This is a genomic window from Micrococcus antarcticus, assembly GCF_044872765.1.
Lineage (GTDB): Bacteria > Actinomycetota > Actinomycetes > Actinomycetales > Micrococcaceae > Micrococcus.
Window position 1 is genome coordinate 2,306,998 of sequence record NZ_CP085253.1, and the last position, 12,536, is coordinate 2,319,533.

Annotated in this window: 13 protein-coding genes and 1 tRNA gene; 9 read left to right on the plus strand and 5 right to left on the minus strand. The window is 73.3% G+C overall.

The window, feature by feature from the left end:
• Positions 1-16: 16 nt before the first annotated feature.
• From LG274_RS10755 to ilvA, 6 genes are all read left to right on the plus strand, one after another.
• Entirely contained in the window at positions 17-1,447 is a 1,431-nt protein-coding gene (locus LG274_RS10755; RefSeq protein WP_298714073.1) for an NAD(P)/FAD-dependent oxidoreductase, read from the plus strand.
• An 83-nt stretch (positions 1,448-1,530) separates the two neighbouring features.
• A tRNA-Leu gene (locus LG274_RS10760) sits at positions 1,531-1,607 on the plus strand.
• A gap of 214 nt (positions 1,608-1,821) precedes the next feature.
• Positions 1,822-2,703: a Bax inhibitor-1/YccA family protein gene (locus tag LG274_RS10765; protein WP_248115423.1), complete on the plus strand. Its 882-nt coding sequence runs from the start codon at positions 1,822-1,824 to the stop codon at positions 2,701-2,703.
• A 135-nt stretch (positions 2,704-2,838) separates the two neighbouring features.
• Positions 2,839-3,804 (plus strand): aldose 1-epimerase family protein, encoded by a 966-nt coding sequence (locus LG274_RS10770; RefSeq protein ID WP_248115424.1) that lies wholly within the window; start codon positions 2,839-2,841, stop codon positions 3,802-3,804.
• Positions 3,801-5,012, plus strand: coding sequence for an AI-2E family transporter (locus LG274_RS10775; protein WP_298714076.1), 1,212 nt, complete (start codon positions 3,801-3,803; stop codon positions 5,010-5,012). The genes LG274_RS10770 and LG274_RS10775 overlap by 4 nt, the downstream gene beginning before the upstream one ends.
• A gap of 53 nt (positions 5,013-5,065) precedes the next feature.
• Positions 5,066-6,352 (plus strand): threonine ammonia-lyase, encoded by a 1,287-nt coding sequence (gene ilvA, locus LG274_RS10780; protein WP_298714263.1) that lies wholly within the window; start codon positions 5,066-5,068, stop codon positions 6,350-6,352.
• Positions 6,353-6,370: 18 nt separating this feature from the next.
• On the opposite strand, the gene LG274_RS10785 is transcribed toward ilvA, so the two are convergent.
• The 3 genes from LG274_RS10785 to LG274_RS10795 all read right to left on the minus strand — a co-directional run bounded on the left by LG274_RS10785 (position 6,371) and on the right by LG274_RS10795 (position 8,333).
• A complete protein-coding gene (locus LG274_RS10785; protein ID WP_248115426.1) occupies positions 6,371-7,015 on the minus strand; it encodes a GPP34 family phosphoprotein in 645 nt (214 codons plus the stop codon).
• Between the two features lie 95 nt (positions 7,016-7,110).
• Entirely contained in the window at positions 7,111-7,605 is a 495-nt protein-coding gene (gene greA / locus LG274_RS10790; protein WP_248115427.1) for a transcription elongation factor GreA, read from the minus strand.
• 278 nt (positions 7,606-7,883) lie between these two features.
• Positions 7,884-8,333: a DUF4307 domain-containing protein gene (locus LG274_RS10795; RefSeq protein ID WP_248115428.1), complete on the minus strand. Its 450-nt coding sequence runs from the start codon at positions 8,331-8,333 to the stop codon at positions 7,884-7,886.
• A 159-nt stretch (positions 8,334-8,492) separates the two neighbouring features.
• Here LG274_RS10795 and mca point away from each other — a divergent pair, with 159 nt between their 5' ends.
• Complete coding sequence (gene mca / locus LG274_RS10800) at positions 8,493-9,413, plus strand: mycothiol conjugate amidase Mca (RefSeq protein WP_298714266.1); 921 nt, start codon at positions 8,493-8,495, stop codon at positions 9,411-9,413.
• 27 nt (positions 9,414-9,440) lie between these two features.
• A complete protein-coding gene (locus LG274_RS10805) occupies positions 9,441-9,848 on the plus strand; it encodes a hypothetical protein (protein ID WP_298714081.1) in 408 nt (135 codons plus the stop codon).
• Positions 9,849-9,887: 39 nt separating this feature from the next.
• On the opposite strand, the gene LG274_RS10810 is transcribed toward LG274_RS10805, so the two are convergent.
• Positions 9,888-10,607, minus strand: coding sequence for a hemolysin III family protein (locus LG274_RS10810; RefSeq protein WP_248115430.1), 720 nt, complete (start codon positions 10,605-10,607; stop codon positions 9,888-9,890).
• A 125-nt stretch (positions 10,608-10,732) separates the two neighbouring features.
• Here LG274_RS10810 and LG274_RS10815 point away from each other — a divergent pair, with 125 nt between their 5' ends.
• Positions 10,733-11,506: an isoprenyl transferase gene (locus LG274_RS10815; protein WP_298714085.1), complete on the plus strand. Its 774-nt coding sequence runs from the start codon at positions 10,733-10,735 to the stop codon at positions 11,504-11,506.
• 194 nt (positions 11,507-11,700) lie between these two features.
• On the opposite strand, the gene LG274_RS10820 is transcribed toward LG274_RS10815, so the two are convergent.
• Positions 11,701-12,402, minus strand: coding sequence for a rhomboid family intramembrane serine protease (locus LG274_RS10820; protein WP_298714088.1), 702 nt, complete (start codon positions 12,400-12,402; stop codon positions 11,701-11,703).
• Between the last annotated feature and the right edge of the window lie 134 nt (positions 12,403-12,536).

The window sequence follows — 12,536 nt, forward strand, 5'->3', positions numbered from 1 at the left end:
GCGTAGGATGGGCACCATGTCACTCACCCCTGAGCTCTCTCCCCAGCCGCGCCTGCTGATCGTCGGCGGCGGCTATGCCGGCTTCCACATCGCCAAGGCCCTGCAGACGAAGGTGAAGGATCGGGGTGGCGTCGTCACCCTGGTGGACCCCCTGCCCTACATGCAGTACCAGCCCTTCCTGCCCGAGATCGTGGGCGGCCACATCGAGGGCCGCCACGCCGTGGTGGACCACCAGACCCACCTCAAGGACACCGAGGTCGTCCGCGGCACCGTCGTGAAGGTGGAGCACGCCCGCAAGGTCGCCACCGTGCGCGGCGAGGACGGCGCCGAGTTCGAGCTCCCCTACCAGGACGTCGTCATGACGGCCGGCGCCACCACGCGCGTCTTCCCGATCCCGGGCCTGGGCGAGAACGGGATCGGCCTGAAGACCGTGGAGGAGGCCGTCGCGCTGCGCAACCAGATCCTGGAGCGCCTCGACGCCGCGTCCCTGTCCACCGACGCCGAGGAGCGCCGACGGGCCCTGACCTTCGTGGTGGTCGGCGGTGGCTTCGCCGGCATCGAGACGGTGGCGGAGATGGAGAACGTCATCCGCACCGCCGTGGAGCGCAACGAGCGTCTCTCCCAGTCCGAGGTCCGCATCGTCCTCGTCGAGGCCATGGGCCGCATCATGCCCGAGGTCTCCGAGGACCAGGCCGAGAACGTGGTGAAGCACCTGCAGGACCGCGGCATCGAGGTCCTCCTGAACACCTCGCTGGGCGATGCGACCGGCCGCGTCATGACGCTGACCGACATGAAGAGCGAGGACAAGGCCGTCAAGGAGAAGTTCCCGGCGGACACCCTCGTGTGGACCGCGGGCGTGGCCGCCAACGGCGTGGCCAAGCAGACCGACTTCCCCGTGGAGCAGCGCGGCCGCATCGAGGTCACCCCCACCCTCCAGGTGAAGGACGGCGAGTCCGGCGTGCTCGAGGGCGCGTGGGGCTGCGGCGACGTGTGCGCCGTGCCCGACCTCACCGGCTCCGGCCCCGGCGGCTTCTGCGTGCCGAACGCCCAGCACGCCGTGCGCCAGGCCAAGCAGCTGGCCGCCAACTACATGGCCGTCCGCCACGGCGAGGGCGAGGTCGCGGAGTACGTGCACAAGTCCCTCGGCGCCGTCGCCGGCCTCGGCTTCCTCAAGGGCGTCGGCAACCCGATGGGCCTGAAGATCAACGGCGTGCCGGCCTGGCTCGCCCACCGCGGCTACCACATCTACGCCATGCCCACCCTGGAGCGCCGCTTCCGCATCGCCTCGGGCTGGATCGCCGAGACCCTCTTCGGCCGTGACACCACCTCCGTGAGCGGCCAGGACACCCCGTTCAACGCCTTCCGCGCGGCGGCCGGCGTCGAGCTGGAGCCCGTCCGCTTCGAGCAGCGCGAGCGGGACACGGCCCAGGCTGAGCCCGCGATCTGATCCTGCCGACCCGCGGCGGCCCCGTCCGAGGAATCGGGCGGGGCCGCTGCTCGTCCGCGGTGTGCGGGGCCCGCCCCGCCGCCGCCCCCGTGGCCCAACTGGCAGAGGCGGCCGACTTAAAATCGGTGTGTTGCGGGTTCGAGTCCCGCCGGGGGCACCAGGGGTGCCGCGCGCTCGGTGCGCCGGCAGGCCCACCCAGCGCAGGCCCAGGAACTGCGCCCACCGTGAACAGCCGACGGGCGCATGCGGGGGATCGCCGTCGCCCGGAGACGTCCGTGGAGCATCCCGATATACTGGAGCGGATCCTCCGGAGCATGCGCGGCGTCCCCCCGGCGTCCGCGTGACCGGGCCGACCATGACCCAAGGAGCACGCCGTGGCCAACCCGGTGATGAACTCACAGAACTTCCAGCAGCAGATGCATGCCGGCCAGCAGCAGCCGGGGTGGTACCAGGGCGGCACGCAGAGCGCCCAGGCCCCCTACGGCCAGCCGCCGTCGCCCTACGGCCAGGCCCAGGCGTTCGGCGCCGGCCAGGCCGCCCAGCAGCACGCGCACCAGCAGAGCATGGAGGACGCGTTCCGCGGCCCCGCCGCCGGTGCCGAGCACACGGGCCGCATGACCTACAACGACATCATCGGCAAGACCGGGCTCATGCTGATCCTCGTGATCGTGGGCGCGGCGGTCGGCTGGGCCCTGCCCGCGCTCATGGCGATCGGCGCGATCGTGGGCCTCGTCCTCGGCCTGGTCAACTCGTTCAAGAAGAACCCCTCGCCGGCCCTGATCATGCTCTACGCGCTGGCCGAGGGCCTGTTCATCGGCGGCATCTCGCGGGTGTTCGAGAGCAGCTACCCGGGCATCGTGGTGCAGGCCGTGCTCGGCACGTTCTCCGTGTTCGCCGTGATGCTCGCGCTCTACACCTCGGGCAAGTTCCGCCCCACGCCGAAGATGACCAAGATCGTCATGGCCGCCATGCTCGGCTACCTCCTCTTCTCCCTGATCAACATGGTCCTGACCTGGACCGGTGTGCTCGAGGGCTTCGGCATGCGTGAGGGCCCCCTCGGCCTGCTGATCGGCGCCGTGGCCGTGCTCCTCGCCGCGTACTCCCTCACCATGGACTTCGAGATGGGTGCGGAGGGCGTGAAGGCCGGAGCTCCGCAGAAGTACTCCTGGACCGTGGCCTTCGGCCTGACGGTCACGCTCGTGTGGCTGTACGTGGAGATCCTTCGCCTCCTGGCGATCTTCCGCAACAACGACTGACCCGGCGCCGGGCGGCCTCCCGCCCCCCGCCGGCTCCCGCAGGCCGCCCCGTCCCTCACCGGACGGGGTGGCCTGCGTGCTGAACGCGTAGATTGGGCATGATCGCCCCCGCCCCCTCACTGCTCAGGAGCTCGTGTGACCCCCTCTGAGACGCCTCCGGCCGCCTTCGGCGCGGCCGCGGCCGGCGGCACCCAGTACCGCCTCGAGCGGGCGGGCGCCGAGGCCGTCGTCGTCGGCCTGGCCGGCGCGCTGCGCACGTACCGCGTGCACGGGGTGGACCTCACGGAGCCCTACGGCGAGGACGTGATCCCGCCCGCCGGCAACGGCATCCAGATGAGCCCGTGGCCCAACCGCGTGGCCGCCGGCCGCTGGAGCCTGGGCGGGGTCGAGCAACAGCTGGACATCACCGAGCCGGCCCGCGGCCACGCGATCCACGGGCTGCTGCGGAACACGCAGTTCGTGCCCGAGCAGGTCTCCGCGCACGAGGTGCGCCTGCGCGCGGAGGTCCACCCGCAGCACGGCTGGCCCTTCCGCCTCACGCACCGCGTCGCGTACGCGCTCGGCGACGACGGCGCCCTCACGGTCACCATGGAGCTGGAGAACCACGCGGCCGCCGCCGCGCCCGTCGCGTTCGGAGCGCACCCCTACCTGCGCGTCGGGGACGTGCCGACCCAGGACCTCACGCTCACCGTCCCCGCCGCGGCCTGGATCCGCACGGGGGAGGACCTGATCCCCGTGGAGACCCTGTCCGTGGAGGGCACGGACCGCGACTTCCGTGCCGGACGCGCCGTGGGCACGGCCGGCCTCGACGTCGGCCTCACGCAGCTGCGGGCCGACGACGACGGACGCCACCGCCAGACCCTCCGCGCCCCGGACGGCCGGTCCGTGACCCTGTGGACCGATCCGGCCTTCGCCTGGACCCACGTGTTCGTGACCGACCGGCTCCCGGGCCGGGAGACCGCCCTCGCCGTGGAGCCGCTCACGGCCCCCGCGGACGCCCTGAACTCGGGTGAGGGCCTGCACCGCCTCGCCCCCGGCGCCCGCTGGTCCGCCCAGTGGGGCCTCATCCCGTCCATCGCACCCGAGGAGACCGACGCATGAGCTCCACGCTCTCCGCGCAGACCAAGATCAACAAGGACGTGCCCTACGGGCTGACGGTGGCCGCGGCGTGGTCGTGGCGCATCGTGGCGATCATCGTGGGCCTCGCCGTCGTGTGGCACCTGGCGAGCTTCGTCAGCCTGATCATCATCCCGCTGCTCGTGGCCGCCCTGCTCGCCACGCTGCTCACCCCGGTCTACGAGGCACTGCGCAAGGGCGGGGTCACCAAGGTCCTCGCGTCGCTCCTGTGCGTGCTGCTGCTGATCCTCGTGGTGGTCGGGCTCGCCGCGCTGGCGGGCCAGCAGGTCGTCCAGGGGTTCGCCGACCTGAGCGAGAGGCTCGGCCAGGCCGTGGACGGCGCCGTCGCCTGGCTGGGCACCATGGGCGTGAACACGCAGATCAGCTCGGAGAGCCTGGACAGCATGTGGCAGACGATCCGGGACCACTCGGGCGCGGTCATGGACAGCGCGCTGAGCTTCGGCACCACCGCGGCCAACATCGGCACCGGCGTCTTCATCGCCCTGTTCACCCTGATCTTCTTCCTCTACGACGGCGACCGCATCTGGCGCTTCCTGCTGCTCTTCGTGCCCAAGGCGCACCGCCACACCGTCGACCGCGCGGGCCGCTCCGGCTGGCGCTCCCTCGGCTCCTACGTGCGCGTGCAGATCCTGGTGGCCTTCATCGACGCCGTGGGCATCGGCCTGGGCGCGCTGCTCCTCGGGGTGCCGCTGCCCATTCCGCTCGCGGTGCTCGTGTTCCTGGCCTCCTTCATCCCCATGGTCGGCGCCGTGGTCAGCGGCGGCCTGGCCGTGCTCCTGGCCCTCATGGCCAATGGGCCGGTCAACGCGCTGCTCATGCTCGGCGTGGTCATCCTCGTGCAGCAGCTGGAGTCGAACGTCCTCCAGCCGCTCGTGATGGGCAAGGCGGTCGCACTGCATCCGCTCGCCGTCTTCCTCGCCGTGGCCACCGGCTCCACCGTGATGGGCCTCGTGGGCGCCGTCTTCTCCGTGCCGCTGCTCGCGTTCGTGAACTCGTTCATCCGAGGGCTCAGCGTCGAGGAGCCGGAGTCCCTCACCTCCCGTTCCGACGCACACCTCGACCCGGCAGCGTCCGTGGACGCCGCGGGATCGCACAGGCACGTCCCCGACGACCACCAGGACCCCGCCCTGGCCTCCCAGGAGGAGGCCGCCACGCACACGGACCGCGCGTGAGCGCCGCACAGGGAGAAGGGGACGTCGGCCACGTGGCCGGATCCGACGTCGGGGTGCGCTGGGTGCGCCCCGCGCCGCGGGACCCCGCGGCAGATCCGGGTCATTCCCTGCCCGTGACCCTGGCCGACGTCGAGCGGGCCCGGGAGGTGCTCGCCGACGTCGCCGAGGTGACCCCGCTGCAGCACGCGCGTCCGCTCAGCCGGGAGGCGGGCACCCCGGTGCACCTCAAATGCGAGAACCTGCAGCGCGCAGGATCGTTCAAGGTGCGCGGCGCGTACGTGCGCATGGCCGCGCTCTCCCCCGAGGAGCGGGCGCGCGGCGTGGTGGCCGCCTCCGCCGGCAACCACGCGCAGGGCGTGGCCTCGGCGGCGGCGCGGCTCGGCATCCGTGCGCGGATCGTGATGCCCCGCGGCGTCGCCCTGCCGAAGCTGCAGGCCACGCGGGAGCACGGCGCCGAGGTCGTGCTGCACGGGTCCACCGTGGACGAGGCGCTCGCGGAGGCCCAGCGGCACGCCGACGAGACGGGCGCGGTGTTCATCCACCCGTTCGACAGCGCCGACGTGGTGGCCGGCCAGGGGACCGTGGGCCTCGAGATCCTGGATGCCCTGCCCGAGGTGGACACCGTCATCGTGGGCATCGGCGGTGGCGGGCTGATCTCCGGCGTCGCCGTCGCCATGAAGGAGAGGGCCCGCCTCTCCGGGCGCGAGGTCCGCGTGGTAGGGGTGCAGGCGGCGGGCGCGGCGGCCTATCCGCCCTCGCTCGCCGAGGGTCGCGCGCAGGCCCTCGAGCACACCTCCACCATCGCGGACGGGATCGCGGTGGGCCGGCCCGGCGCCGTGCCGTTCGCGATCGTCTCCGCGCTCGTGGACGCAGTGGTCACCGTGACCGACGACGAGATCGCCGCGGCCCTCGTGCACCTGCTGGAGCGCTCCAAGCTCGTGGTGGAGCCGGCGGGCGCGGTGGGGGTGGCGGCGCTGCTCTCCGGGCGCGTCGCGGACCTGGGCTTCGAGCTCGGCACCACCGCGGTGGTGCTCTCCGGCGGGAACATCGACCCCATGCTGCTGCTGAAGTCCATCCAGTCCGGCCTCTCGGCCGCGGGCCGCTACATGACCGTGCGGATCCCGCTGCGGGACCGGCCGGGCGAGCTCGCGACGATCTCCCGGATCATCGCGGAGGAGGAGGCCAACGTGGTGCGCGTGGACCACACGCGCGTGGGCCCGCAGCTCTCCCTGGGCGGGGTGCACATCACGATCGACATGGAGACGCGCGGCCATGAGCACTCCCTCGCGGTGCTCGAGGCGCTGCGGTCCGCCGGCTACAGCCCTCGGCAGCACCTCTGAGAGGCGCCGCCCGGCGCGTCAGTCGGACGTGACCCCGGCCGCGGTGGCCGCGATCGCGCCGCCGCGCCCGGCCACCGCCGCCCGCACGGCCTGCACCAGCAGGTCGGAGCGGGTGAGGGCCTCGATGCGGCGGGTGAACTCGCGGCGGTCGTAGCGCTCGTGCGCGCCGGGCAGCAGACGGCGGGCGAGGTTGAGGTGCTGGAGGATTCCGAGGAGCAGGACGTCCTCGGCGGTGGGATCGGCCTCGTCCAGCACGACGGCGGTGAGGTGGGACGTGAGGCCGTCCTTGACGGAGGTGGTCACCGGCACGCGGCGGGTGGTGAGGAAGGCCTTGTGCTCCTCGAGCTCCCCGGTCTCCACGAGGTGCGCCGCCACGGGCTTGAGCGCCGCCGGCCTGCCCTTGGCGACCACCGCGGACACCTTCTCGCCGGAGAGCGCGTCCACGCCCGGGAGCAGCCCGTCCAGCACGGGGTCGCCCGCCGTGCCGCCGGCCACCACCCACAGCCGGGCGGACGCCACGGGGGCGTCCTCCACCCGCACCATGCCCGCCTCGCGCAGGTCCGCGAGCGCGGCGGCGGACAGGGCGATCCCGTGGTGGGCAGGGGACTCGGAGCGGCCGTCGGCGCGGGTGAGGAGCAGGTGGGTCTTCTCGGCGGTGAGCATGGCCACAGCGTAGCAACGCCGGGGGACGCACGACGGCGGCCGGTGCGCCCGCTCTCGGGTGCTCCGGCCGCCGTCGCGCGTGCCCGGGGGAGGGGTCAGCCCTTGTACGGCTGGACGTCCTTGACCTCGACCTTGATCTCCTTGCCGTTCGGCGCGGTGTAGGTGACCTTGTGGCCCTTCGTGGCGCCGTTGATGGCCTCGCCGAGCGGGGAGCGCTCGGAGTAGACCTCGAGGGACTCGTCGTCGGCCGCGATCTCGCGGTTGCCGAAGAGGAACGTCATCTCGTCGCCGGCGACGACGGCGGTCACCACGGTGCCCGGGTGCACGGCGCCGTCGTTCTCGGCGGCCTCGCCCACGCGGGCGGTTTCGAGGAGGTGCTTGAGCTCGGCGATGCGGCCCTCGTTCTTGGACTGCTCCTCGCGGGCGGCGTGGTAGCCGCCGTTCTCCTTGAGGTCGCCCTCGTCGCGGGCCGCCTCGATGCGCTCGATGATCTCCTGGCGCCCGGGGCCGGAGATGTGCTCGAGCTCCTTGGACAGGCGATCGAACGCCTCCTGGGTCAGCCACGGGGCGTCGGACTGGTTCGTCGTCATGCTGGCCGCCTTTCTCGTCGTCATGGGGATGGGTGGGCGCGGTCGGCGCGGACGGGGGTCCGGGGCCGGCCTGCGCCCACATGCGAAGAACCCCGCCGTCCAGGTGACCGCGGGATCCGGGAGGGATCCGCAGGCGCCTGCCTGACCGGCGGGGCGGGAAACTCGGTCCAGTCTACGTCAGCGGCGGGCGTCACACCAAGGTCCACGGGTGCGCGGCGGGAGGACGGTGATCGTCCGCCGGCCGGTCGGGGGCGCGTCAGGGACTGGTCAGGGGCGCGTCAGACGGCGCGGCACGTGTCCACGACCCCGGTCACGCCCCGGCCGACCGTGCGGACGTCCACGGTGTAGGACCAGGTGGAGTCGGAGGGCCTCGTCCGCTCGTCGGCGGGGAGCGATGCGGGCCGCACGGTGCGGAAGCCCACCGGGGCGGCCTGGGCGTCCATCACCACGATGTCGCACTCGGCGGTGACGTCCTCCGGGACGCTCACCTGGAACGTGACGCGCGCGAGGGAGTCGTCCACGATCTCGTAGCCGATCTCCTTGGACTCGATCCGCCCCACCGAGACGCTCAGGCCGATCACGATCGCCAGGGCCACGGCGGAGAGGAACGCGACGACACCCAGGGCGATCCAGGCGCGTCGGCGGCCCGGGCGCGACTGGTCCGTCCCGTAGCGGTTGGCTAGGGTGGGCTCCTGCGCGTGAGCGGCGTGCGGGGTGGCGGAGGACATCGCCGCCCAGCCTATCCTGCACGGTCCGTGCGGCGCCGCTGAGCCGCTCCCCTGCACCCCCTCCGCCCCGTCGAAAGCGAGCCACCGACCGTGAACGCGCAGCCCTCCGCCACCACCGATCCGGCCGCGCGGGTGCCGGCCTCGCAGGGTCTGCGCCTCATGGCCGTGCACGCCCACCCGGACGACGAGTCCTCAAAGGGCGCGGCCATGATGGCCGCCTACGTGGAGGCCGGCGCCGAGGTGATGGTGGTGACCTGCACGGGCGGCGAGGCCGGCGACCTGCTGAACCCGCAGTACGAGGACGCCGTGCGCACGGATCGGGACATCGCCGCGGTGCGCCGGGACGAGATGGCCGAGGCCGTGGCCGCGCTCGGCATCCGGCACGAGTGGCTGGGCTTCCTCGACTCCGGCCTGCCCGAGGGCGACCCGCTGCCGGCCCTCCCGTCGAACTGCTTCGCCGTGACGCCGCTGCGCACCGCCGCCGCCCCGCTGGTGTCCCTCGTGCGGAGCTTCCGGCCCCATGTGCTGATCGCGTACGACGAGGAGGGCGGCTACCCGCACCCGGACCACATCCAGGCGCACCACGTGACGGTCGAGGCCTACCGCGCCGCCGGCGATCCGGCGGCGTACCCCGAGACCGGCCCCGCGTGGGAGGTCTCGAAGCTGTACTACGACCGCGCGTTCAACCCGGAGAAGTACCGCACGCTCCACGAGGCGTTCGTGGCGGCCGGGGACGAGTCCCCCTTCGGCCAGCGGATGTCCTTCTACGCACAGATGGAGACCATGCGGGAGGTGCTGCGCCGTCGGGAGGCCGGGGAGGACGTCCCGGACCCGGAGCACGTGCCCGCGTGGGTGATGCCGGACCACCCCGTGACCACGCAGGTCCCCGTGGCCGACTACCTCGAGCACCGGGACGCCGCCCTGCGCGCGCACCGCACCCAGGTGGACCCGGACGGCCCGTTCTTCGCCGCCCCGAACGAGATGCTGCGGGCCGCGTGGCCGTGGGAGGACTACTGCCTCGTGGACTCCCGCGTGCCCACGCAGCTGCCGGAGGACGACGTCTTCGCCGGGCTGCGCTGAGCCGGCCGGCCGGTAGAGTGGTCGGTCGTGATCACCCTGTCTGGCCTGTCCCTCGCCCTCTCCGCCGCCGCGGTGGCCGCGAGCACGGCGCCCCTGCCGGCCGCGCCCGAGCCCACCCTGCGTCCCGGCCTCGAGGAGGCGGACGTGACCCCGGGCATCGAGGGGTTCCTGTTCACCGCCCTCATGGTGGCCATGGCCGTCATCGTGCTGCGGCTCATGGTCCGCTCCGTGCGCCGCGTGCAGCAGCGCTCCCCGCAGGCCGAGGCCATGCTCGTGGACCGGCACCAGCGGCACCTCCCGGAGGAGGTCCGGGAGGGCGGCGAGCACCTGGACGCCGACGCCGAGGACCGCCTCGAGCGCCTCCGCGCCAAGTACCCCGGCTACCTCGCCGAGCCCACCCCGGAGCCGAAGGCGCCGGACACCGGACGCCCCTGACCCGCGCGTCGTCCCCCAGGACGAGGGAGCCGCCGCCGCTCAGCGCGCGGCCAGGACCACCATCATGATGGCCACGAAGTGGCACACGAACCCGCCCACCGTGAACACGTGGAAGAGCTCGTGGAAGCCGAACCACTCACGGTGGATCGTGGGCGCCTTCAGGGCATAGAACACGGCCCCCACGATGTACGCCGCGCCGCCGGCGCACACGAGGACGGCGGCGGGCACGCTCGCGGCGAAGAAGTCGCCGATGAACAGCAGCGCCGCCAGGCCCAGGAGCACGTACACGGGCGTGTACAGCCAGCGCGGCGCGTCCGTCCACACGACGCGGAACGCGACGCCGGCCACCGCGCCCACCCACACGAGCGTGAGCAGCAGCCGGGCCGTGTCCGGCGGCAGCATCGCCAGCGCGAGCGGCGTGTACGTCCCGGAGATCACGAGCATGATGTTCGTGTGGTCCAGCCGCTTGAGCACGCGGGAGACCGTCTCGTTCCACTGGATGAGGTGGTAGGTGGCCGAGACGCCGAACAGCAGCAGCCCGGTGATCACGTAGACCACGCACGCGGCGCGCAGGTGCGGCGGCGCCAGGGCGATCAGCACGATGCCCGCCACGAGCACGAGCGGGGCCATCACCGCGTGCACCCAGCCGCGCAGCCGCGGCTTGTACAGGGGGTGCTCGGGGTCGCGGACCCGTTCGATCCGCCAGCGCGGGGGTCGGGGCCGGGTGGTGGCGTCCGTGCGGGGCGTCGCGTCGTCCATGCCCTCCATCTTCCTCCTCTGCCGGTGGTGCCGCCTCCAGGGACCTCCGAGGCGGACGCACGTATCCTGAGACCTCCGGAACCTGCCGCCCGGCCCCTCGGCCGGCCGTGAAAGCGAGGTGCGCCGTGCGCCAGCCCGACGTCTTCTACCGCCTGTACGAGCGGCGACTGGCCCGCGGCCTGGACGCGGAGCGCCTCCCGCACCACGTGGGCGTGCTCGTGGACGGCAACCGCCGCTGGGCCCGCGCGTTCGGCGCCACCACGCAGGAGGGGCACCAGGCCGGTGCGGAGCGGATCCTGGACTTCATCGGGTGGTGCGACGACGTCGGGGTGCCCGTGGTGACCCTGTACATGCTCTCCACCGAGAACCTCAGCCGCCCCGAGGAGGAGCTCGCGCCCCTGCTGGAGATCATCATGTCCACCGCCGAGCGCCTCGCCGAGCCGACCGAGGGCCGGCGGCCCGTGCGCGTGCAGCCGGTTGGCGCCGTGGACCTGCTCCCGCCCGGCATGGCCCGGCGGCTGCGCGCCCTCGCGGAGCGCACGCAGGGGCACGACGGGGTGCACGTGAACGTGGCGGTGGGCTACGGGGGCCGGCTCGAGATCGTGGACGCGGTGCGCGAGCTGCTGCGCGAGGCCGACGCCGAGGGCCGCTCTGCCGCGGACGTGGCCGCCGAGCTGACGGTGGACAAGATCTCCTCGCGCCTCTACACCCGCGGCCAGCCGGACCCGGACCTGGTGATCCGCACCTCGGGTGAGCAGCGGCTCTCCGGCTTCCTCACGTGGCAGTCCGCGTACTCGGAGTTCTACTTCTGCGAGGCCATGTGGCCCGCGTTCCGCCGCGTGGACTTCCTGCGTGCCCTGCGCGACTACGGCTCGCGGCAGCGTCGCTTCGGCGCCTGAGGCGCGGCGCACTGGCCACGGTGCTGGGCTCCGCACCGCTGTGCCGGGCACCGCACCGCTGCGCCGGTCACCTCACCGCTGTGCCGGTCACCTCACCGCTGTGCCGGGCACCGCACCGCTGTGCTGGGCGCAGTACTGCCAAGTAATCGGCGGCCTACTTGGCAGTACTGCGCCCAGCGGGCGGGGGTGCTGCCTCAGAACCAGCGCTGCTCCGCGGCGGAGGCGAGGGCGGCGTCGTCGCGGGAGGCACGCCGCTCCAGGACGCGGGCGGCGCGGTCCCGGCGGCCCCACCACAGCGCCAGCAGCACCCCGACGACGGCGCCGGCCAGGTGCCCCGTCCAGGACAGGCCCGGCTGGGGCAGCAGGCCGAGGAGCGAGGAGCCCAGGTGGGTCACCGCCACGACCACGGAGACCACGACGGCCAGGGCGCGCCGGGCCACGATGCCGTAGACGAGCAGGAACGCGATGAGCGCGTAGACGATGCCCGAGGCGCCGATGTGCACCCCCGGCGTGCCGATGAGCCAGGTGAGCAGGCCCGAGCCGAGCCACGAGGCGGCCAGGAGCGCGACCGGGCGGCGGGAGACGAGCGCGGCCACCGGGCCGAGGACGATCAGCGCCGTGGTGTTGCCGATCAGGTGGCCCCAGCCGGCATGGAGGAGTGGGGAGAAGAGCACGCCGTCCAGGCCCCCCAGGTGGCGCGGGATCAGCCCGGCGCCGGGGATGATCAGGCGGCCGCCCAGGATCAGCACGAGCTGGGCGATCCACATGAGGACGATCAGCACGGCGGTGGGGGCGGCGGCGCGCAGCAGGCCGGCACTGGCGCGGTCGGCGCGGGAGGCGAGGCCGGCGCCGCGGGAGGACTCGGGGGACGCGAGGGGGCCGGGGGTGCTGCGCATGGGGGCTCCTGACGGAGGACGGGGTGGGCTGGGCCCCAGTCTAGGAAGCCGACCTGGCCGATGCCCGGATTCTTCATCCAGGGTTCACCCTCGGCGTCGCCCGCGTTCCCCGCGCGGACCTAGCGTGAGCCGCA

Excerpts from the sequence above, each read along its gene's own strand:
- LG274_RS10755 (WP_298714073.1), top strand. The coding sequence starts at position 17 with ATGTCACTCACCCCTGAGCTCTCTCCCCAGCCGCGCCTGCTGATCGTC.
- LG274_RS10810 (WP_248115430.1), bottom strand. The coding sequence starts at position 10,607 with ATGGACGACGCGACGCCCCGCACGGACGCCACCACCCGGCCCCGACCC.
- LG274_RS10820 (WP_298714088.1), bottom strand. The coding sequence starts at position 12,402 with ATGCGCAGCACCCCCGGCCCCCTCGCGTCCCCCGAGTCCTCCCGCGGC.
- greA (WP_248115427.1), bottom strand. The coding sequence starts at position 7,605 with ATGACGACGAACCAGTCCGACGCCCCGTGGCTGACCCAGGAGGCGTTC.
- LG274_RS10775 (WP_298714076.1), top strand. The coding sequence starts at position 3,801 with ATGAGCTCCACGCTCTCCGCGCAGACCAAGATCAACAAGGACGTGCCC.
- LG274_RS10795 (WP_248115428.1), bottom strand. The coding sequence starts at position 8,333 with ATGTCCTCCGCCACCCCGCACGCCGCTCACGCGCAGGAGCCCACCCTA.
- mca (WP_298714266.1), top strand. The coding sequence starts at position 8,493 with ATGGCCGTGCACGCCCACCCGGACGACGAGTCCTCAAAGGGCGCGGCC.
- LG274_RS10785 (WP_248115426.1), bottom strand. The coding sequence starts at position 7,015 with ATGCTCACCGCCGAGAAGACCCACCTGCTCCTCACCCGCGCCGACGGC.